We start from the raw sequence: 20,693 nt of genomic DNA, 5'->3' as shown, positions 1-20,693 counted from the left end.
ATCACTCCTCCATGGCCAATTTCAGTGCCGCGGCAATGCGCTCCGGACCCGGGAAGTAATCCCATTCCTGGGCGTGCGGATAAGGCGCATCCCATCCGGCGACACGCCGGATGGGTGCCTTGAGGTGCCAGAAACAGGCTTCCTGGACCTCCGCGATCAGTTCGGCACCAAAGCCGCTTGTGCGTGTCGCTTCATGCACCACTACGCAACGCCCGGTCTTTTCGACCGAGTGGCGGATCGTCTCGAGGTCGAGCGGCAGAAGCGTCCGCAGGTCGATGATCTCGGCATCGACACCGGCTTGCTTGGCGGCGGCCTCGGCAACATAGACCATCGTGCCATATGCCAGGATCGTGATGTCATTGCCGGGCTGACGCACCACGGCCTTGCCAAGGGGGACAGTGTAATGCCCTTCGGGGACTTCGCTTGACTCGTGCTGTGACCAGGGCACGGACTTGCCGGAATGGTCGCCGTAGAACGGGCCGTTGTAGATCCGCTTGGGTTCAAGAAAGATCACCGGATCAGGATCCTCGATGGACGCGATCAGCAATCCCTTGGCATCATAGGGAGTCGAAGGGATAACGACTTTGAGCCCGGCCACATGCGTGAACAGTGCTTCGGGGCTCTGACTGTGGGTCTGGCCACCAAAAATGCCGCCGCCCGTCGGCATCCGCACCACGATCGGACAGGTGAATTGTTCGTTCGAACGGTGCCGCAGGCGCGCCGCCTCCTGGGTGATCTGGTCATAGGCGGGATAGACATAATCGGCGAACTGCACCTCGACACAGGGGCGCATTCCCTGCGCGGCCATGCCCACGGCCAACCCGACAATCGCGCTTTCGTTGATCGGCGTGTCGAACACCCGCTCTTCGCCGAACTTCTCCTGAAGCCCGGCGGTGCAACGGAACACCCCGCCGAAAAAGCCGACATCCTCGCCGAAGACGAGCACCGATGCATCGTCGCTCAGCTTCTCATCCATGGCGCTGCGCAGCGCCTCGATCATGCTCATACGGGCCATGTCAGTACCCCATCTCCTGTCGCTGTCGGCGCAGATGCTCGGGCATGTCTGCGTAGACGCCGCGGAAAATTTCTGCCGGCGAGATCGGTTGCGGGTTCACGAAGGTCCCGTGTTTCTCGACCTCTTTTTGCACCGCCATGACCTCGGCCAGCAATTCCGCCTCGGACTGCGCGTGGCGCTCTTCGGTCCAGATGCCACGCTTGATCATGTGGGTTTTCAAGCGTTCGACCGGATCGCCCAACGGCCAGGCCAGCGCCTCATCCTTGGGGCGATAGGCCGAGGGGTCATCCGAGGTCGAATGCGGCGCGGCGCGATAGGTGAACCACTCGATCGCAATCGGACCATATCCGTTGCGCGCGCGCTGGATCGCCCAACGACTGACCGCGACTACGGCAAGATAATCATTGCCGTCCACCCGCAAGGCGGGAATGCCATATCCAAGCACCCGCTCGGCATAGGTCTTGCTCTGGCCGCTGGCGACGCCGGTATAAGTGGAAATGGCCCATTGGTTGTTGACGATATTCAGGACGACAGGCGGCTGATACACCGAGGCCGACAACAGCGCCGAATTGAAATCATTCGATGCTGTGGCGCCGTCGCCGATCCAGCCCGCCGCGATCTTGCCATTGCCACGCAGCGCGCACCCCATGGCCCAGCCGACGGCCTGCACATACTGTGTGCCAAGGTTGCCCGAGATCGAGAAAAAGCCATGCTCCCGCGCCGAATGCATGATGGGCAGTTGCCGGCCCTGCAGCGGATCGCATGCGTTCGAGTAGATCTGCCCCATCAGATCCCGCAGCGGATAGTCCGCCGCGATCAGAAGGGACTGCTGCCGATAGGTCGGGAAATTCATGTCGCCCTGCTCAAGCTGGCGCTGAAACCCGCCGCCGATGGCTTCCTCGCCGGTGCATTGCAGATAGAACGAGGTCTTGCCCTGGCGTTGCGCATTCAGCAGACGTTTGTCCACCGCCCGCATCTTGAGCATGTCGCGCAGCCCTTGCAGCAAGGACTCGTCTTCCCGGTCGGCGATGTAATCGGCCCAAGGGCCAACGGCGTCACCCTGATCGTTGAGAATACGGATCAAGCCCTGGGCGTAGTCGTGACTGTCGGCGGCCTTTAGTTCGGGCGGCGGCACATCCAGTATGCCCGCCTCCGGGATATCAATGGCCGAGAAATCAGGAGTTTCATCCGGGCGCGCGGGAGGGTGAGGAAAGTTGAGCTTTGTCTGCCTGGTCATTTTGACTGCATCCTTGTTGCTGCATCTAAGCGGATGACCTCGCCATTCAGCATGGTATTGCGGACGATATGCAGCGCCAGTTCGGCGAACTCTTCGACCCGTCCGAGGCGCTGCGGAAACTCCGAGGTCCGGGCGAGCGCATCCTGCACCTCTTGCGGAAAGGCGGTGACCATCGGGGTCGCGAAGATACCGGGGGCAATGGCGACGACGCGGATGCCGGTCTTGGCCAGATCGCGGGCCATTGGCAGGGTCAAGCCGACGACCCCTGCCTTTGACGAGGCATAGGCCAGCTGGCCCATCTGGCCTTCAAAGGCGGCAATCGATGCTGTGTTGATGATGACCCCGCGCTCACCATCGTCGTTCTGCGGTTCGGTCCCGGACATACCAAGCGCGGATTGGGTTGCAACGTTGAACGTTCCGATGAGATTGACACCAACAACCTTCGCATAAAGGGCGGGGTCATGGGCGACGCCGCGGGATACGGTCTTGGCCGCTGGCGCGATACCTGCACAGTTGATGCAGATCCTTTCCTGACCCTGACGGGCGCGCAGCCTGTCCAGCGCGGTGCTCACGTCGCCGGCATCGGAAATATCGCATTGCGCGAATGTCGCACCGGTCTCTTCGGCAAACTGCTGTCCGGCGTCCGCATTCATGTCCAGAATGCCTACGGGAACACCCTGCGCGCGCAGGGCTCTTGTCACGGCGGCCCCAAGACCGGAAGCGCCACCGGTGACGACGGCGGGGGTGTCTGCACCGATCCTCATTGCTGGTATCTCCTTTTCAGGTCACGGGAAATGTTGATCCGCTGGACATCCGAGGTGCCTTCGTAGATCTGGCAGACGCGCGCGTCGCGATAGATCCGTTCCAACGGGAATTCCGAAAGATAGCCATATCCGCCCAGGGTCTGGATCGCGTCCGACACGACCCGTTCCGCCATCTGGCTGGCCGTCAGCTTGGCAATGGAGGCTTCGCGCAGGCAGGGCTGGCCCAGATCCTTGAGCCGTGCGGCATACAGGACCAGCTGCCGCGCGGCTTCGATCTGTGCATCCATTTCCGCAAGCCGGAAGGCAACCGCCTGATGCTCGAAGATCGGCTTGCCGAACGCCTGACGCTCCAGCGCATAGACCATGGCATAGTCAAGCGCGGCCTGCGCCATGCCCACCGATTGCGAGGCAATGCCGATGCGACCCGCTTCCAGCGACGACAACGCGATCTGAAGCCCCTGCCCCTCGCTTCCGATCAACGCGCCGGCATCCACCTTGAGATCTTCAAAGGTCAGGGCGCAGGTATCAGAGGCTTTCTGGCCCAGCTTCCGTTCCGGTTCGGCCACGAAAAATCCCGGGCTGCCCTGTTCGAGGTAAAACGCCGAAATCCCCTTTTTCCCCGCCGCCGGATCGGTCACGGCAAAGGCAATCGTTGCGCCACCGATCCGGGCCGAGGTGATGAACTGTTTTGAACCGTTCAGAACATAGCCATCGTTTGTGCGCACAGCCCGCGTCCTGATCGCGGCGGCATCGGTGCCGGTTCCGGGCTCGGTCAAGGCAAAGCAGCCGATGAATGCGCCTTTGGCCGCCGGGTTCAGCCAAGCATCCTGCTGCGTCTTGTTGGCAAACATCTGCAGGATCGCGCAGAATGGCGCATTGTGGACCGACATCATGGTCGAGACTGCGCCATCGCCGGCCGCAATTTCCATCAACGCCAGCGCATAAGAGACATAGTCGGCCCCGACACCTCCCATTTCCTCGGGCACGGTCATGCCCAGAAATCCCAGTTGCCCCATCTCTTCGATGATACCGGTTTCGATGCGTCCTGCCGCCTCCCGGTCAGCCGCGCCTTGCGTCAGCTTGTCCCGCGCAAACTGCCGGGCCATGTCGCGGATCATTGCCTGTTCTTCTGTGAGGATACCCTGCATCTGATCACTCCCTCTCGATGGCGACCGCCAGGGCCTCGCCGCCCCCGATGCAGATTGCGGCGACCCCGCGTTTCAGATCGCGCTGTTCCAGCGCATGCAGAAGCGTGACGAGGATGCGCGCGCCCGAAGCGCCGATGGGATGACCCAAGGCACAGGCGCCACCGTTTACGTTCAACGTCTCATGGTCGATATCGAGATCCTGCATGAACGCCATGGCCACCACAGCAAAGGCCTCGTTGACCTCCCAGAGATCAACATCGGCAATGGTCCAGCCGATCCGGTCCAACAGCTTTCGTGTAGCCGCGACCGGGGCCGTGGTGAACCAGCCCGGCTCCTGCGCATGGCCAGAAAACCCTACGATCCGCGCCCGCACCGGCAGCGCTTTCGCCGCGGCAGCGTCGCGCGATGCCAGAAACAAGGCCGCGGCACCATCCGAAATCGAAGAGGCGTTCGCCGCCGTAACCGTGCCATCCTTGGCGAATGCGGGCTTCAGCTGCGGGATCTTGTCGGGGCGGGCATTGCGCGGCTGCTCGTCAGTTCGGATCGTCTGTTCGCCGCTGCGCGTCTTGATCGTCACAGGCGCGATTTCGGCGGTGAATACCCCGTCATCCGTGGCGGCCAGAGCCCGGTTGAGCGAGGCGATCGCATAGGCATCTTGCGCCTCGCGTGAGAATTCGTATTTCCGGGCGCAGTTTTCGGCAAAACTGCCCATCAGGCCACCTTCATAGGCGTCCTCCAGCCCGTCGAAAAACATGTGATCCAGCATCCTCACATGTCCAAGACGAGCACCCGAGCGGGTGTTTGGAGAGAGGTAGGGGGCATTGGACATGCTCTCCATGCCGCCCGCCACGACGAACCGGCTGAACCCGGAGGAAATCTGGTTACAGCCCTGGATCACCGCCTGCATGCCAGAGCCGCAGACCTTGCTTATTGCGGTTGCCGGCGTCGACAAGGGCAGGCCAGCGCCGAGGCAGGCCTGACGTGCAGGGGCCTGACCGACGCCGGCCGAAAGCACGATGCCCATGATGGTTTCGTCAACGTCATCACCTGCAATCCCTGCGTCGGCAATTGCGGCGCGAATTGCGATCGCGCCCAGATCAGTGGCTCCGATCCCGCCGAACTCTCCCTGAAACCCGCCCATCGGCGTGCGCTTTGCGCTACAGATCACAACCTCTGCCATCTTCATTCTCCCAGTCGAGCTCAAATTCGGGCGCAATATGGCATGAGTCTTTCGGCTGGTTTTCCCAAAGGATGGACAAAAATTCCAAATTCAAGCATGATACAGACATTAATACTTCAATATGAGGCTAAGTCATGCTGAAAATAGACGAAACGGACATGCGAATCCTTCGCGCGATGCAGGCCGATGGCTCCAAGACCGTAACCGAAATCGCCGAGCAGGTCGGCATTTCTCAATCGCCTTGCTCAAGACGGATCATCCAGCTTCAGGAAGCGGGGATCATCAGGGGCAAGACCGTCGATCTGGATCGCAGACGGCTTGGCTTTAACGCGCTTGTCGTGGCGCGGGTCAAACTGAACAAACATGACCGGGCGGGGCTTGAAGCCTTCCGCCGCGCGATCCGCGCCATTCCGGAAATCCAGTATGCAGTGCTGCTCCTGGGGGGCTTCGACTATCACCTTCATATCGTGGTGCGTGACATTGACCACTATCACGCGCTTGTTCAGGACAAGCTTGTCTCGCTGCCCGGCGTTCAGGAAATGGAAAGTTCGGTCATTCTAGACGTCGTCAAAAAGACGACAGCCCTGCCGATCTGATGTGCCGCGCCAACACCCGGCCATCTGGTGCCCCTGACCGTGCCTCCGGCTGCTGCCGCACCTGCTTTCACTATCGCACATTATTTTTCTCATAAGAAAATTATTGACTAAAGGAAAAATCCTTCTCTATCCTGTTTTTCATGTCGCCGGTCCGAAAGGATTCGAGGGCGACAACATCAGATCTACTCACCGCGCAGAGCGACGAGCGACATAGACCGGGAGGAACACAATATGCCGACAAATATTATCGCTGGCTTCACAGCATTACGGATTGCCCGCAAGACAGCCCAGGCCGGGGCCGCTGCGCTATTGCTTGCAAGCACGGCGCATGCAGCTGACTATGAAATGATCATCGGACACCTCTACCCCGAAGACCCGATGAGCAATGAAGTGCAGCCCAGCCTGCTGCATTTCGAAGCCCTGGTGGAAAGCGCCACCGGCGGGGCGATCGACGTGCAGATCTTTGCCGGCAGCCAGTTGGGGAACGAAGTGGAATCCGGAAAGCAGACCCAATCCGGACGCACCATGCAGGCGACGGTGATGTCGTCGGGGGCGATGTCTTCGTTCTTTTCCGACTATCAGATCGTCACCTCGCCGTTCCTGTTCAATGATTACCTCACAGCCCGTGCCTATTTCGATGGCGATTGGCACGCGAATTTCATGAAAGGGGCAATCGAGGAAAGCGGGCTGCGTTATCTGGGGACGTTCGACGACGGGGGCGGATTTGTCGCCCTGACAACCAACCAGCGGCTGGTGAAGACCGTTGAGGACCTGGCAGGCCTCAAGATCCGTGTCGAGGAAAACCCGGCACATGTCGCGATCATGAAGGCGCTCGGCGCCTCGGCCACACCGCTGCCTTGGGGCGAGGTCCATACCGCACTGTCCACGGGCCTTGCAGATGGTCAGTTCAACGCTCCGGGCATCTCGACCGCCTACAAGCTTTATGAAGTTACCGATTACACCACGCTCAGCGGCCACGTCTACAACTCGACGACTTTCGTGGTCAGCGAAAAGTGGTTCCAATCGCTGCCAAAAGAGTATCAGGAGGCGATTGCCATCGCGGCCCGCGAAGCGGTGAAGATCGGCCACGGCATCGCGGCACTTCAGGCCATCAACGGATGGACGGAAAGCTGCAAGCTGTTTGACGAATGCTATGTCCTGCCGGCTTCCGAGCGGAACAGGATGGCCGAGATTGCGCGCCCCGCATGGCGCGAGTGGGTCACCGGCGATTTCGGAGTGGACCCGGCACTGGTCGATGAGCTTTGGGCGGAAGTGGCACGCATCTCTGCCACCGAGAAAGAAACCAGCATCGGCCTCTACGCAGACTGATCCGGGATGAGCACAGCCCGGGCACGCTCCCGGGCTGCGCGTATTTGAGCATTGGAGCACCAAATGTCTTGGCTTGCACATTTCAGCATGCGTCTCAACGTGATCGTCACCGCTGTTTGCGCCGCGATTCTGGTTTCCATGCTATGCATTTCCTTTTCCGGAGCCCTTTATCAGGTAATCGTCGGTGACGCGTTGAGTTGGACCTATTCGCTAGCCCGGCAGTTTGTCCCCTGGATCGCGCTGCTCTCGATCACTGTCGCCTTTCGCGGTGGCGAGCATGTCGCCATGAAGCTGGTGAGCAATGCGATGCCGGCGTTTCTTCGCACCGTTCTGCAAGTGACGACGATTGCGGCAATTGGCGTTCTGGGCCTTGTCCTGCTGGTCTACGGAATACAGTACACCGTCGAGTCCGATCAACTGGTCATGATCAGTGACCAGATCCAGTTCTCGCAGCGTTGGGTTACGGCAAGCCTGCCGGTCGCGGGGGCGATCATGCTGGTCCATCTCGCCGCCGGGCGCGCGTTGATCGAGGAGACGTCCCCCCATGAGATGGGCTTTCCCGACAGCCGCCAGGAAACCGCTCAAAATGTGGAGCTACGCTGATGCCAATCGTTGTTTCGGTCTTCGTCGTGATGCTGCTGATCGGGGCCCCGGTCGGCCTTGTGATGGTCTTCGCAGGCGGCGCCGGCGCTCTGTCACTGGGTGGGTTGGACTACCTGATCATCGTGCCTGACAAGATGTTCTCGGGCGTTTCTTCCTTCGTGCTGATTGCCGTGCCCTACTTCATCTTCACATCCGAGCTGATGAGCCACGCCAGCCTGACCGAGCGGCTGATTGCCTTCAACAATGCGCTGTTCGGGCGCATCCGTGGGGCATTGAGTCATGTGAACGTCACGGTCAGCGTATTCTTTGCCGGGCTGACGGGGGCCGCTGTGACCGATACGGTATCCATCGGCCGCATTCTCATTCCCGCTATGAAGGAAGAAGGCTATTCGGCCGAGTACAGCGCGGCCGTCACGGCCTGTTCGTCGATTATCGGGCCGATCATCCCGCCAAGCATCATCATGGTCGTCTATGCGACTATCCTGCGTGACGTTTCGGTGATCGACCTGTTCGCCGCCGGCATCATCCCCGGCATCCTGATGGCAGGCTCCATGCTCGCCGTCAGCATATTTCTGGCATGGCGCAAGGGCTTCCCTCAGCACGAGCCCACCGCGCTTTTTGCTGCATTCATGGCCTTTCTCGTCTCGCTGCCTGCGCTGATGGTCCCCATCGTTATTCTCGGCGGCATACTCACGGGCCTGACCACCGTCACCGAGGCCTCTGCCTTTGCCGCTGTCTACACGCTGCTGGTTGGTACCTTGCTGTATCGCCGCCTGAGTTGGGCGAAGGTATGGGATGCGATGGTTGTGACCATCCGTTTTTCCGGCGTCGTGTTCTTTTTGCTGGCGGCTTCTGCGGTTCTGTCATGGTTTGTCGTTCGCTCGGGCCTCGCACGGGATGCAGCCGATATAATCTCGGGGGTGTCCGATAGCCAAACCGTACAGTTGCTCCTCGTCATCGCGTTTCTGATCCTGCTGGGCACGGTCATGGACGTGCTGCCCGCACTGGTCGTGGTCGGTCCGATCCTGCACCCCACCATGGTAGGGCTGGGCTTTGACAGTCTGCATTTCGCGATCATCATGATTGTCACGCTGAACGTGTCAAACATCACGCCGCCGGTCGGGATGACGCTGCTGACGGCTGCGAAAATCGCAGAAGTGCCGACGGAGCGCGTCGTCGTTGCAGCTATTCCGTTCTTCATCGCGGTGATCGCCTCGATACTCTTGCTGGCCTTTGTTCCTTCGCTGTCGCTTTGGCTGCCCTCGCTGCTCGACTAGGGGAAATTTGACATGACCAAGAAAGTTGTCGTCATCGGGGCCGGACTCGCGGGGCTTCAAACCGCCTTTTTTCTGAAGCGGGAGGGCATGGATGTCACCGTGGTCGAGCGCCGCGAAGGGCCTGCGCTTGAAACCAGTTTTGCGAATGGCGGGCTGATCACCCCCAGCCATTCCGCTCCCTGGAATTCACCTGGAATCTTCAAGGTGCTTCTGTCCTCGATCGGCAACCCGTCATCGGCGATCTACGTCAAGACATCGGCAATTCCGCAATACATACGGTGGGGGCTGAGTTTCGTTCGAAACTCCACGCCTTCCCGGTTTCGGCAAACCATCCAACGCAATGCACGGCTGAGCCACTATGCTCTGGACCAGTACGATGCCCTCCGCGAAACCCTCAATCCCCCGATGGACCGGGGCGGACTGGGCACAATAATGATGTACCGCGATTCCGCAAGTTTCAGGAATGCGGAGATCGCCAATGGGATCGTCGGAAGTGCCGGGGTTGATGTCACGACGTGCTCGCCAGCCGATCTGGTGCGGTTGGAACCTGCCCTGACCGATATCAAAGACAGGCTGGCCGGAGGCTTCTACTACAAAGATGACCAGCACGGCGATGCACACCAGTTCTGCGCTTCTTTGTCCGATCACCTGAGCGCCGAAGGGGCTGGTCTTTGCTATGGCGAGACGGTCATCGACATTGAGCTTTCTGGCGACATGATCAGCGCCGTGGTCACCGACAAGACACGCCATGCCGCCGACGCCGTTGTGCTTGCCGCAGGTTTCTGGAGCGCCGCGCTTGGTCAAAAGCTGGGTCTTCGGCTGCCGATCAAACCGGTCAAAGGGTATTCGGTGACCTATAACGTGACAGAGTGGAACGGCGCACCGAAAATCCCTGTGGTGGACGATACACAGCATATCGGACTGACACCTCTTGGGGATCGGATACGCTTTGTCGGCTCAGCCGAATTCGGTGGGTACTCAACCGAAATCAATCCGGCGCGCATTGAAAACCTGCGCCGCGCTGCCTTTGCAACATACCCGAGCGTACGTGAACTTGTCGAAGGGGCAGAGCCCCTGACAACGTGGTGCGGGCATAGGCCGATGACGCCGGATTGCTTGCCGATCATCGGTCAGCAAGGCCCTCGAAACCTTTTTCTGAACACGGGTCACGGGTATCTCGGCTGGACCACGGCCAGCGGCACGTCGCGTGCTGTCAGCGACCTTATCGCAGGACGACTGCCCGCACTCCCGGTGTCCGACTACAGACCTGACCGATTTTAACACCCAATACAATGCCAATCGTAGGGGCGCAAAATGACAATCGAAACACTTGGAGGCGTGGTCACTCTTGCAGATGGAACTCCGGTGCCGCTGTCAAAGGCGGTCCGTGCAGGTGATTTCATTTTTCTGTCCGGCCAGCTTGCATTCGGTTCAGACGGCAAGATCGTTGCGGGCGGCATCGCTCCGCAAACGCGTCAGTGCCTGACGTTGATCGAAGCGTTCCTGCAGAACCTCGACGCTCAGTTAACAGATGTGGTACGGGCGACGGTCTGGCTGACCGACACCGGCGACTTTGCCCCGTTCAATACGGTCTACGCAGAGTTCTTTTCGGAGTACCCGCCGGCGCGTTCGACGGTTTGCTCTGAGTTGGTGTTACCCGACGCAAGAGTGGAGATAGAGGTTACGGTATTCAAGCCCAAGGAATAGTCGGCCCGACCCTACCGGCATCCGGTGGCGTGCAAGCCCGTGCAAGAAAAAGCGGTTTTTCAACTGCTTGTTCCCCCAACCGCTGCACAATACCATATATCTCGCGGACAAGCATCTATGCCTGAAGGAGAAACCATGAATGTTTCGGCAAGGGAAACGCTCCCCGAGGAAGAGACCTTCGGACAACGTCTCAAAGCGAAGCGCAAAGCTCGCAATTTGACTCTGACAGAACTGGCAACGCGATCTTCGGTTTCTGCTTCGACCATATCAAAGGTCGAAAACGGGGGTGTTTCGCCGACTTATGACGTCATTCTGAAGCTGGCGGCAGGGCTGTCCATTCCAGTCAGCGCGATGTTTGGCGAGACCATCTCAGAATCCAACGAAGGCCCACGGCCGACTGGATGGCAAGTCGTCGGCCGGCCCGATGAATACGACTTGTTGGACACAAAGAATTACGAACACCGCTACTTGTGCTCCAGTCTGAAGACGAAGCGCCTGCTGCCTGTGTTGGTCAGGATAAAGGCGGGATCTATCGCAGAGTTCGGTGAACTCGTCCGTCATGATGGCGAGGAATTCATTTATGTTTTGCGAGGCACGGTCGAGCTGCACAGCGAATTCTATGCAACCGTTGTATTGAACGTGGGAGAGTATGCTTACCTCGATAGCACCATGGGTCACGCATACGTATCGGGGTCCAAAGAAGACGCCGAAATACTTTGCATTTGCGCGGGTCAGGTTTCGCTCGAAAGTGACGAGAAGACTGTGATTTAGAAAGGTGCTGTCAGACTAATGCGAACCAGTCTCAGTTTGCCGCTGATAGCGTGAACCTACGCGGAACAAAGTTGACGCCACTCGGCGAGAGCGGCGGTGCGGTTCAGCTTAAAGTTTTCTCGTGAGTAGAGGTGGCGTTCCTGATTGAAATGATTGTGCACTGACGAATGAACGGCGGCGAATTTCTGGAGACTTCGCATGCGCCTGAAACGAAGCATCGCCCGTTCTCGTCGTCGAAATGGAAGATGTGAGTTTTCCGCCCTGTTGTTCAGCCAGCGACCAGTTTCCTGACGATCCGCCGCCCCGATTTCCTTCAGCGCGGCCCCATATGAACGCAACTTGTCCGTGACGAATACGTGCGGCCGGCCATGCCGCTTCATTGTTTTCTTCAAGAATTTCAATGTCGCTTTCTTGTCGCGCGACTTGGTAACAAAGCTTTCAAGCACCTCGCCTTCGTGATCGACGGCCCGCCAAAGGTAGTGGCGTTCGCCATTGATCTTCACGAACATCTCGTCCAGATGCCAACGCCATTGACTGGATCGCATGCCTTCGATCCGGCGCTTCCGGATCTCCGAGGCAAACATCGGGCCGAAACGACGCCACCAGCACCGAACCGTTTCATGACTGATTTCGACGCCGCGCTCGTGCAACAGATCTTCCACGTTGCGCAGCGACAGGGGAAACCGGACGTAGATCATCACCGCCAGGCGAATAATTTCAGGGCTGTTCTGAAAACCCTTGAACGGGTCAGGTTTGGTCATGTTCAGAGGCTACGAGGCCGCCCTGCCCGTCTCAACAAAAATCGTTCTGACAAAGCCTAGCCGCCAGCCGCAAGAAGGGGATGTGGATGTGCGGGGTGCCGCCTTTCGGCTATCGCGTCGAGAATCGGAAACTGCTGGTCGACAAGGACAACGCCGTGCATGTCCGCTGGATCTTCGCCCGATTCCTCGAGATCGGGTCCTGCACGGAACTGGCTCGGGAGGTCGGCATGCGGGGTCTTCGGACGCCCCGCGGCAACCGGATCGACAAGAAGTACCTCTACCGGATGCTCTCCAACCGCGCCTATATCGGTGAGGCGGTTCACAAGGGAGAAAGCTATCCCGGCGAACACGACGCCATCATCGATCGCGAAAAATGGGACCGGGTGCACGCTATCTTGCAGGAGAGCCCGCGCAAGCGCGCCGCGCGCACTAGGGCAGCGACGCCAGCGCTGCTGAAGGGACTGCTTTTCGGACCGGACGGCGCGGCCTTTTCGCCAACCCACACCCGCAAGGGCGACCGCCTCTACCGCTATTACGTCAGCCAGACGGTGCTGAAGCATGGCGCCGGGGCGTGTCCGGTCGGCCGCGTGCCCGCCGGCGACATCGAGGCCGCGGTCGTCGATAAGCTTCGCACCGTGTCTTGCCAGCCTGAGATCGTGGCAGGGACTTGGAAAGCAGCGCGAGCCCACGCCGACGGGATCACCGAGGCCGACGCCCGCGCCGCGCTGCAGCAACTCGACCCGCTGTGGGATGAACTCTTCCCTGCCGAGCAGTCGCGCATCGTGGCGCTGTTGGTCGAGCGCGTGGACATCGGCACGGACGGGCTGAATGTGCGGCTCCGCGTCGATGGTCTCAGGGGCCTTTCGCGAGAAATGTTGGCCGGGGAAATGGGCGCTGCCGTATGACTCGCAGCGCGCCAAATCCTGAGACGGTGACGCTCCATGTTCCGTTCCGCATGGTGAAGCGCGGCGGGCGGAAGGAGATGCAGCTGCCCGCCGGCGCCGCGCTTCCGCGCAGGACCGATAACACGCTGGTCAAAGCTCTGGCCCGCGCGTTGCGCTGGAAGCGGATGCTGGAGTCGGGGGAGTTTACGACGATCAATGAACTGGCCGAACGCGAGGGGATCGCGCCGTCCTACATGACCCGCGTGCTGCGGCTGACGCTGCTCGCGCCAGATATCGTCGAGACGATCATGGGCGGAACCCAGGGGCCGGAGGTGACGCTGGCGCGGTTGCTAGGGCCGTTCCCTCTGGAATGGCAAAAAATCTTCTACCTGATGGATGCAGCCGACCCAGAGCCGCCTTTCGTGGCCTGCGCAGAGAAGGGCGGCCGTCAGCCGCTTTGTGGACGGATAATACAACCCTGCATGAACCAATTTGCAGGTGCGGAAATTTGCGACCGCTTCACAGGAAGGGGACACTCGTCACCAGCCTGCCGAACTCGTTGATACTGCAGATTGCTTAGGCGGCAGCGGTGCGCACTGCACTTGCCAAAGGCTTCGTCCAGCGCGTTAACTCTCGGCAAAAGTTCGGTTTGCAGCGTGAACGTCGTCAACAGCGTCAACAGCGGCAGACACAGGGTCCGGCAGCCGTTCCAGACGCTCCGCCACCATCTCCTGCAGTTGCCAAAGATGCAGGTCATAGACGCCGGCCCGCTCCAGTTCGGTGACGGTGTTCAGCAGGTATTCAGCCATCGTGCCGATGTGCCCTACGGCAGAGGCGAACATGTCGGCCAGCTCATCGATTGCGGGCTCGGGCCGGTACAGCGGAAAGCCGGAATCGGCGGCGAAGAGTATCGCCTCGACCAGGCCGGTCTCGGTTTCGGCCGTCACGTGTTCGGGCGGTACCGGGGGCTCTTTCTGCAGAAGGCTCACCAGCGCGGCCAGCGGGTCGTCGCCAGTGTCCATCCGCAGGACCACACCGGAACAGGCCCCGCCCCGGTCGAGGGACATCATCAGCCCCGGCGTCGAGGGGCAGCCGCGGAAGCGCCGGTCGGTCAGGCAGAACGCGCGCCGCCACCCGGTCACTTGCGCGGCCCGGCGTTCGGCCACCTCCATGCGCGGGTTCCAGATCAGGGATCCTGCAGCGAAAACCCAGACGGCGCCTTGCGTGTCGAGCCGCTCAAGGATCCCGGCAGCGGTCCGGTGGTAGAACTCCGGCGGGGGATCCTCGAGCATCACGGGCCCGCGTTCATCGACGCGCGGCGGCAGCCGATCGACAAGCGTGCGCGTGAGGCGCAGGGTCGGGACGATGGGCGGATGCTTCAGGACGGACATCAGTTCAGGCACCGGTCGAGACAGGCGAGCCAGTTCTTGCGTGCAAGTTTCGCGATCAGCAGGGCGTCGTAGCCATGCGCGGCCATCGCCTCGAACAGGTGCTGTACGCCGGTGACGTCGCCGATCAGATCGGGCAGGACGCAACCGTCGAAGTCCGACCCCAGCCCGACATGATCCTCGCCTGCCTGCGCGATCAGATGATCGAGGTGGCGCAGCATCACGTCCCAGCCGGTGCCTGTGTCCGCCGTGCCATTGGCGTTCAAGTAGAAGGTTGCAAAGTTGAACCCAACCATGCCACCGCGCTCGCGGATCATGTGCAATTGCCGGTCGGTCAGGTTGCGCGGACTGTCACACAGCGCATGAGCGTTGGAATGCGTGGCCACCAGTGGGGCTGACGAGACGCGGGCCACATCGTCGAAACCCTTTTCGTTCAGATGCGACAGATCGATCACGATGCCCAATTCATCGCACAGGCGCACCAGATCAAGGCCTGCCTCAGTGAGGCCCGGCCCGGTGTCGGGGCTGCCCGGAAAGGCCATCGGCACGCCGTGGCCAAAGATCGTCGGCCGGCTCCAGACTGGGCCAAGTGAGCGCAGGCCCATGTCGTAGAACAGGTAGAGCGCGTCAAGGTCGGGGCCGATCGCCTCGGCCCCTTCCATATGCATCACGCCCGCGATGACGCCGGCCTTCATGGCTGTGCGGATGTCGGCCACCGATCGGCAAACGCGGAAGTCATTAGGTGCCGAGCGTTCCATCCAGTGCAACAGCCCCGCCATGGCAAGCGCGTCGGGCTGTGCCTGCGGATGTTTCATTTCGGGCGGCATCGGCAGGTCGTAGGGCGGATCGGCCATCAGCGCCTTGAAGTCGGGCGGTGGGCCGCTGGACGCGGGCGGCACGAAGATTGCAAACAGCCCTCCCGCAAAGCCCGCGTCCTTCATACGAGCGAGGTCCAGATGACCGCGGCCAGCTGTGCCCAGCCAGGTCTCTTCACGTGGGGTCGGTGTTTTCAGTAATCGCAGCAGAAAGTCGTTATGGCCGTCGAAAAAGGGAGTGGGCGCGGTCATTGGGCAGATTCCTTGTTTGTGAGTGCGGCGAGGTGAGCATCCACCGCGCATAACAGGTCGCTGCAATGCGCATCGGTTATCCCGAGATGCGTGAAATGCCCGACGATATTGGCAAGGTAGTCTCGGCTGGTGCCAAGATCGCCCGCCCCATAGGCGATATAACGGACCTGTTCCGCGTGGGTCAGGTCGGGGCGCACGTCCGGAACGTCGTGGTCCGCGACAAAGGTCAACACGCGGAACTCCGCATCGCCGATCCGGGCCGGGACGAACCGAGCGAGGTAGCCGGGCGCGATCATCTCGCGTCGGAACAGGATCTCGGTCTCTGCTTCGACATCCGCCGCCGCGATCCGAAAGGCCAGCCCCTCGCACCCGTCGCACCCTTCGACGGCATCCAGCGTCGCGAACAGGCCCGGCGCCTCTTCGGTGCCGCGGCCGCCCCTGGTGTCTACCAGGATCAGGCGGCGGGCATGGCCCGCGACATGGGCACGCCGCACCTCGGCAAAGCGCAAGGCCGGATCCCACATCAGCGACCCATAGCCGAAGATCCACAGATCGCCCGAATGGTCGGCCAGCGCCTCGGCCCGGATCGCCTCGCGCTGTGCGTCGGTATGGACCCAGTCGCGTAACGCCTCTTGTTGGGGGTCTGCTGCCATGATCGCCTCAACGTTGAACGCTCGAAAGTAGGACGTCTCGGTGTCCGCGATCCGATCGCGCAACTCAGGGTGATGGGCAAAAGGGTCGGTCAGTTCAGGCAAGGCGGCTCTCCTCTTTGGTCTCGCGGACCGGTATCATTTCCATGCAGATGTCGACGCCTTCGACGATGCCCGGAAAATCCGGTGAGCCGGGCACGTCACGAAATCCGACACTCCGGTAAAGCGACTGGGCGGCGTGCAGTGCGCGATGGGTGGACAGACGGTAGCGGACGTATCCGGCAGCCTCGGCCTCGGTCAGCAACACTTTCAGCATTTGCGCGCCGATCCCGTGACCCCATGCATCGGGGCTCACGAACATGCGCTTGATTTCCATCGTCGTCGCGTCCTGCCCGTAGAAGGCGACACAGCCCACCGGCGCCCCTTCAAGCCGAGCCAGCAGCAGACAGCCCAAGGGCGGGCCGAAGCGTCCCGGCAGACCGGTGAGTTCAGCGTCAAGGTTGGAGAAGACCGACGGGTTCGGGTTTTCGCCTTTGGCTACATGTTCCATGGCCCATGCGACGAAGGCGCGGATCAACGCCCGCGCAGCGTCGAGGTCTTCGGGCGTCTCTGCGCGGGTGATGGTCACAGTCATGGCAGGGTTCCGCATTTTCATGAGAAGTGTTCGGGATAGGTGTGCATTATGGCCTGCACGACCAAATCGCTGGAAAAGGCGTCGGGGTTGCGTGCGGTCATCGCCCAGACGAAGTCGCGGCGCGCGCGTGCGTCGCCCGGATCGACGGGCGTCGACAGGCGCGCGGCAAGGCCGCGCAGCAGGGCGACGGCGCGGCGCAGCGAGACAGCAAGGCGGAGAGCGAAGACGAGGTTGGTGTCGATGGCGGCCATGATCGGGCTCCTTTGGTTCGTGGTGCGCACAACCATTTCGCGCAGTTTGATCTTCTGGCAGAACTCTGCCTCGCACTATACAGGTGAGTTTCGTTTCTGTGTTCGATATGGTCGAACAATGATGGATCACCTTGCCCGGATGGCGGTTTTTCAGGCCGTGGCGGATGCGGGATCGTTTCGCGGGGCGGCGAAGCGGCTTGGCATTTCGCCATCGGTTGTGAGCCACCATGTCAACCAACTCGAGACGCAGCTCGATCTGCCCTTGTTCTATCGGTCAACGCGGAAGCTCTCGTTAACCGATGCCGGGGCCGAACTGCTGCGCAGCACGCGTCTGATGACTCAGGCGGCGGATAAGGGGATGGCGGCGATGCGCATGCGCAAGGCGCAGCCCGTCGGTCACATCCGGGTGACGGTGCCTTCAGGCGCAAACCACCCTGCGTTCGGGGTAACCTGGCCCAAGTTGCTGAAGAGGTTTCCCGGACTGACCTTTTCGATCACCTACGCGGACGCGTTCAACGATCTCCCGGGGTCGCAGTTCGACCTCGCGATCCGGGGTGGAACGTCGGGTCTCAAGGATTCAGCGTACAAATCCCGCTTGTTTCGACGGCATGAAGTCTGGCTGACAGCAGCGCCAGACTATGTGACGGCCCGGTCGCCCGCGCAGGTAATCGAAGATCTCGCGACATGGGACTGGATCGAGTTTCCACCCGGGTTGCGTCTGAACGAGTTTCTGCTCGAGCCGAGGCCTGCCGCTCAGCGTGTCGAGCCCCGCATCGCGATCACGCTGGATTCCATGGTGGTGGCGGAAGAGCTTGCGCTCGAAGGGATTGGCGTTCTTGCGGTCCCGAGAGGGGTGGTTGAAGACCATGTGCGGAACGGGAGGCTTGTGCGCCTCCTACCCGATGTTCCGCTTCGTCCCATAGAAACCTATGCGATCTGGCCAGCCAATGTGGGTGACGCAAGCCCGGTTCGGATGGTGCTGGATTTCCTGCTCGAGAACTTGCCCAAGAGCCGCGATTGAGGTTTGGGCAGGTCACTGAAAACCATGTCACGATTCAATGACAGGAAGTCGAGGCTCGCGTGTATCGACAGATTGTTCTGCCGACTTCACTGCGGCAAGCGCAACTGGCTGATCAGGTGAACTGCAGTGCAGAACGTCAGCCCGTCTGAACGGCAGCAATATGGGCCGGTCGTGTAGATGGCTGAGCAAATTGGTCTGGGCTACGGCACGGCGCTGCTGCATGTCGCAACACGATTTGCGATTTTTCGCTGTCCGTTTCCTGCGCATCCCGGTCATTCGTGCGCCGCGTGGCGAACGACCGCTCCCCGCCCCTTGCATTGCGGGCATCGTGCAACAAAGTCTTCACTCCAAACCAAACAACGGTCTCAAGGCGTCAGGCAAAGGTTTGGCGAGTTCCCATTGAACACTGATCGGGGCTTCGCCTTCCCAGCCGGCAAAACTAACAGGCCCGGCGTAGCGAAAGGGGGCGGCGCGGCCATCGCGCTGTTTCGATTTCCTGACGAACAAGTGGACTGTCCATCCAAGCTCTTCACCTGAAATGATCTTTCCATGGCTGCTGGTGCGACGTGTTCTCGTTTGGGTCTGCCAGACAAAGCGGGTCGGGCTAGCGAATTCGTCAGCATAGTGATCGCCGACCGACATGCTGCTTTTGTCCATTGTCACGAGCAGGATCATGGCCTTGACGTTGACGTCCTTGATCACAACGATGCCGGAGTTCCAGGACCCCGTGTTGAATACGGCGCCAAAGAGAAGCGGGATACGTTCGCGTTGGTATTCCTCCCAAATCTTGGGACCCAATGCGGGCGGCGTGGGACTGCTGCCGGGAGCCTCGGCCGCTTTGGCAGGATGAGTTTCGTCAGGTTGGTCGTAGGTTATGCCGTGGGTCTGAAAATGCCGCAGCAGACGCCAATCGACCATTTCTGACGCCAATTCAGACAGGTGAAGATCATGGCTTCCGCCAATAGTTGTTTCGAAGGTGCCTGGACCAAGGCGGAACCATTCGGGTTCGCCAAGCAACTTCAGCGGGAACTTTGTCAGCAAACTACGGATCGCTGCAGTGTCATCGGGATCGACGCTGAGGTCCGATTTGATTTCAGGGTTGCGCCGCGCAAGCCGAGCGACGCGTTCAGCGAGGTCTACGATGGCAATGCGGCCCGGGAATGCGCCTGCCTCGATCATGCCGCGCAGGGCAAGCATCTTGTAGCTGCGCGTCATGCGTGTGGTCTCGATCTCGTCCAGGAGGCCTTTGTTTGCGGTCCAGGCGGAATGCATATCGCTTGTCAGATCGCCCATGTCGTTGACGAAGCCCAGCCAACCGGCATGGCCCGTTCGACCAGGATTGAAACCTGCGTGCTGAATCTCTGATGCCGTAGGGCGCACACCGTGCCGGTCGCGGAAATCGCGGTAGAAGGCGGTCAATTCTTCGCCGTCGCGCGGCTGTCGGATCAAAGACTTCAGAATATCGAGCGCTTCGAGTTCATAGGTGACCTCGCAACCAGCCGGAAAACTGATCTCGTGACTATCGAGTTTTTCCAGGGCGATCCGAAGCGCGCCCTCGCCTGCGCCAACGCGCAACAGCGTTCTGGCTTTTATCAGGAAAATGCGGTGGTTGCCGATGTAGTCGATCACGGCCAGATGCGTTTTCTCTACTGATCGGCGCAGACCACGCCCAAGCCGCTGCAACCAGATTACCGGGCTTTCGGTCGGACGCAGCATCAACACGGTGTCGATGGCGGGAATATCGACGCCTTCGTTGAAAATGTCGACCGCGTAGACGATGTCGAGATCTCCATTTTCGAGCGCCTGTAATGCGCTGGCGCGGGGTGCAGAGGTTTCGCCAGAGTGGACAGCCACGGTGCGCAAGCCGCGTGCCTGCGAGAACTCAGCCATGAAATCCGCGTGGCGGCGTGATACGCAAAAGCCAATAGCTTTCCTGCCGCCGCGCCGCGCCAGTTGATCGGCCGTCGAGAAACGAGGACCTCGATGCGCCACGCCGGCTGTTCTACGTCGCCATGACCCGCGCCCGCCGCAGCCTTGCGGTCATGACGCAAGGCGCACACGCGTTTCTTCCCTCGGAAGGCGACAGTATTCAGAGGCGGCATGCGGTTCTACCCGAGGTGAAGGGTCTTCCACCTGACAGGACCTACCTCATGCCAGACATGAGCCAGGTATTCATCGATTGGGCCGGGCGTTTGCGCGCCGGCGATGCCAGTCTGAACGCCATTTCAAAGGCGCGGACCGGTGACCCTGTCACCCTTACCCATGAACAGGGACGCTGGTGGGTACGCGACCTGTTTGATCCCACGGTTTGATGGTGTGATTTTTTCTCAGGAATTGAAGGAAGCATTATGGGACAAGTTCGTCACGGGAGCGCCACGACCACGTACGCCGTCAGAGCTGCAATACAGCG

22 protein-coding genes and 1 pseudogene are annotated in these 20,693 nt (G+C 60.5%); 11 read left to right on the top strand and 12 right to left on the bottom strand.

The window, feature by feature from the left end; genetic code table 11:
• Position 1: 1 nt before the first annotated feature.
• The 5 genes from PGB28_RS16695 to PGB28_RS16675 are packed head-to-tail and all read right to left on the bottom strand — an operon-like array spanning position 2 to position 5,344.
• Positions 2-1,015 carry an alpha-ketoacid dehydrogenase subunit beta gene (locus tag PGB28_RS16695; protein WP_271422666.1) on the bottom strand — a complete coding sequence of 338 codons (1,014 nt, stop codon included), beginning with the start codon at positions 1,013-1,015 and terminating at the stop codon, positions 2-4.
• A 1-nt stretch (position 1,016) separates the two neighbouring features.
• Entirely contained in the window at positions 1,017-2,252 is a 1,236-nt protein-coding gene (locus tag PGB28_RS16690) for a thiamine pyrophosphate-dependent dehydrogenase E1 component subunit alpha (protein ID WP_271422665.1), read from the bottom strand.
• Positions 2,249-3,016 (bottom strand): SDR family NAD(P)-dependent oxidoreductase, encoded by a 768-nt coding sequence (locus PGB28_RS16685; RefSeq protein ID WP_271422664.1) that lies wholly within the window; start codon positions 3,014-3,016, stop codon positions 2,249-2,251. The genes PGB28_RS16690 and PGB28_RS16685 overlap by 4 nt, the downstream gene beginning before the upstream one ends.
• Positions 3,013-4,164, bottom strand: coding sequence for an acyl-CoA dehydrogenase family protein (locus PGB28_RS16680; protein ID WP_271422663.1), 1,152 nt, complete (start codon positions 4,162-4,164; stop codon positions 3,013-3,015). Before PGB28_RS16680 ends, PGB28_RS16685 begins: the two co-directional genes overlap by 4 nt.
• Positions 4,165-4,168: 4 nt before the next feature.
• A complete protein-coding gene (locus tag PGB28_RS16675; RefSeq protein WP_271422662.1) occupies positions 4,169-5,344 on the bottom strand; it encodes a thiolase family protein in 1,176 nt (391 codons plus the stop codon).
• Positions 5,345-5,478: 134 nt separating this feature from the next.
• Here PGB28_RS16675 and PGB28_RS16670 point away from each other — a divergent pair, with 134 nt between their 5' ends.
• The 7 genes from PGB28_RS16670 (at position 5,479) to PGB28_RS16640 (ending at position 11,627) form a co-directional block, all read left to right on the top strand.
• The gene (locus tag PGB28_RS16670; RefSeq protein WP_271422661.1) at positions 5,479-5,940 is read left to right on the top strand and encodes an Lrp/AsnC family transcriptional regulator; all 462 of its coding nucleotides are present in this window, start codon (positions 5,479-5,481) and stop codon (positions 5,938-5,940) included.
• A 231-nt stretch (positions 5,941-6,171) separates the two neighbouring features.
• Positions 6,172-7,269, top strand: a complete 1,098-nt coding sequence (gene dctP / locus PGB28_RS16665) for a TRAP transporter substrate-binding protein DctP (protein ID WP_271422660.1) — start codon at positions 6,172-6,174, stop codon at positions 7,267-7,269.
• A gap of 87 nt (positions 7,270-7,356) precedes the next feature.
• A complete protein-coding gene (locus PGB28_RS16660) occupies positions 7,357-7,872 on the top strand; it encodes a TRAP transporter small permease (RefSeq protein WP_271422659.1) in 516 nt (171 codons plus the stop codon).
• Positions 7,872-9,149: a TRAP transporter large permease gene (locus tag PGB28_RS16655; RefSeq protein ID WP_271422658.1), complete on the top strand. Its 1,278-nt coding sequence runs from the start codon at positions 7,872-7,874 to the stop codon at positions 9,147-9,149. The genes PGB28_RS16660 and PGB28_RS16655 overlap by 1 nt, the downstream gene beginning before the upstream one ends.
• A gap of 12 nt (positions 9,150-9,161) precedes the next feature.
• On the top strand, positions 9,162-10,430 hold the full coding sequence (locus tag PGB28_RS16650) for an FAD-dependent oxidoreductase (RefSeq protein WP_271422657.1): 1,269 nt from the start codon (positions 9,162-9,164) through the stop codon (positions 10,428-10,430).
• 33 nt (positions 10,431-10,463) lie between these two features.
• Positions 10,464-10,856: a RidA family protein gene (locus PGB28_RS16645; protein WP_271422656.1), complete on the top strand. Its 393-nt coding sequence runs from the start codon at positions 10,464-10,466 to the stop codon at positions 10,854-10,856.
• Between the two features lie 135 nt (positions 10,857-10,991).
• A complete protein-coding gene (locus PGB28_RS16640; RefSeq protein ID WP_271422655.1) occupies positions 10,992-11,627 on the top strand; it encodes a helix-turn-helix domain-containing protein in 636 nt (211 codons plus the stop codon).
• 56 nt (positions 11,628-11,683) lie between these two features.
• Here the strand turns inward: PGB28_RS16640 and PGB28_RS16635 are convergent, their stop codons facing one another.
• Entirely contained in the window at positions 11,684-12,388 is a 705-nt protein-coding gene (locus tag PGB28_RS16635; protein ID WP_271422654.1) for an IS6 family transposase, read from the bottom strand.
• Positions 12,389-12,444: 56 nt separating this feature from the next.
• Between PGB28_RS16635 and PGB28_RS16630 the strand changes: the two are divergent.
• Together PGB28_RS16630 and PGB28_RS16625 are read left to right on the top strand one after the other, a co-directional pair.
• A pseudogene (locus PGB28_RS16630) lies at positions 12,445-13,293 on the top strand (recombinase family protein); the annotation flags it as partial.
• Positions 13,290-13,835, top strand: a complete 546-nt coding sequence (locus PGB28_RS16625) for a hypothetical protein (protein ID WP_456300300.1) — start codon at positions 13,290-13,292, stop codon at positions 13,833-13,835. The pseudogene PGB28_RS16630 and the gene PGB28_RS16625, both read left to right, overlap by 4 nt.
• 63 nt (positions 13,836-13,898) lie before the next feature.
• Here PGB28_RS16625 and PGB28_RS16620 read toward each other — a convergent pair whose 3' ends face one another.
• From PGB28_RS16620 to PGB28_RS16600, 5 genes are read right to left on the bottom strand one after another with little or no spacing between them, the layout of a single operon-like run.
• Positions 13,899-14,675 (bottom strand): gamma-glutamylcyclotransferase, encoded by a 777-nt coding sequence (locus PGB28_RS16620; RefSeq protein WP_271422653.1) that lies wholly within the window; start codon positions 14,673-14,675, stop codon positions 13,899-13,901.
• Positions 14,663-15,727: a dipeptidase gene (locus tag PGB28_RS16615; RefSeq protein WP_271422652.1), complete on the bottom strand. Its 1,065-nt coding sequence runs from the start codon at positions 15,725-15,727 to the stop codon at positions 14,663-14,665. Before PGB28_RS16615 ends, PGB28_RS16620 begins: the two co-directional genes overlap by 13 nt.
• Positions 15,724-16,482, bottom strand: coding sequence for a gamma-glutamylcyclotransferase (locus tag PGB28_RS16610; protein WP_271422651.1), 759 nt, complete (start codon positions 16,480-16,482; stop codon positions 15,724-15,726). Before PGB28_RS16610 ends, PGB28_RS16615 begins: the two co-directional genes overlap by 4 nt.
• The gene (locus PGB28_RS16605) at positions 16,475-17,011 is read right to left on the bottom strand and encodes a GNAT family N-acetyltransferase (RefSeq protein WP_271422650.1); all 537 of its coding nucleotides are present in this window, start codon (positions 17,009-17,011) and stop codon (positions 16,475-16,477) included. Before PGB28_RS16605 ends, PGB28_RS16610 begins: the two co-directional genes overlap by 8 nt.
• 17 nt (positions 17,012-17,028) lie before the next feature.
• A complete protein-coding gene (locus tag PGB28_RS16600) occupies positions 17,029-17,262 on the bottom strand; it encodes a hypothetical protein (protein ID WP_271422649.1) in 234 nt (77 codons plus the stop codon).
• On the opposite strand from PGB28_RS16600, the gene PGB28_RS16595 reads away from it, so the two are divergent.
• Complete coding sequence (locus tag PGB28_RS16595; RefSeq protein WP_271422648.1) at positions 17,252-18,283, top strand: LysR family transcriptional regulator; 1,032 nt, start codon at positions 17,252-17,254, stop codon at positions 18,281-18,283. The two genes, PGB28_RS16600 and PGB28_RS16595, sit on opposite strands and share 11 nt — an antisense overlap.
• A 342-nt stretch (positions 18,284-18,625) precedes the next feature.
• Here PGB28_RS16595 and PGB28_RS16590 read toward each other — a convergent pair whose 3' ends face one another.
• Entirely contained in the window at positions 18,626-20,275 is a 1,650-nt protein-coding gene (locus PGB28_RS16590) for a DUF3427 domain-containing protein (protein ID WP_271422647.1), read from the bottom strand.
• Positions 20,276-20,442: 167 nt separating this feature from the next.
• Here PGB28_RS16590 and PGB28_RS16585 point away from each other — a divergent pair, with 167 nt between their 5' ends.
• Positions 20,443-20,595, top strand: a complete 153-nt coding sequence (locus PGB28_RS16585) for a hypothetical protein (protein ID WP_271422646.1) — start codon at positions 20,443-20,445, stop codon at positions 20,593-20,595.
• The last annotated feature ends 98 nt before the right edge of the window (positions 20,596-20,693 follow it).

Origin of the sequence: Primorskyibacter aestuariivivens, assembly GCF_028023675.1 — a bacterium.
Classification (GTDB): Bacteria; Pseudomonadota; Alphaproteobacteria; order Rhodobacterales; family Rhodobacteraceae; genus Marinovum; species Marinovum aestuariivivens.
This window is presented reverse-complemented; position numbering and strand designations above follow the sequence as displayed.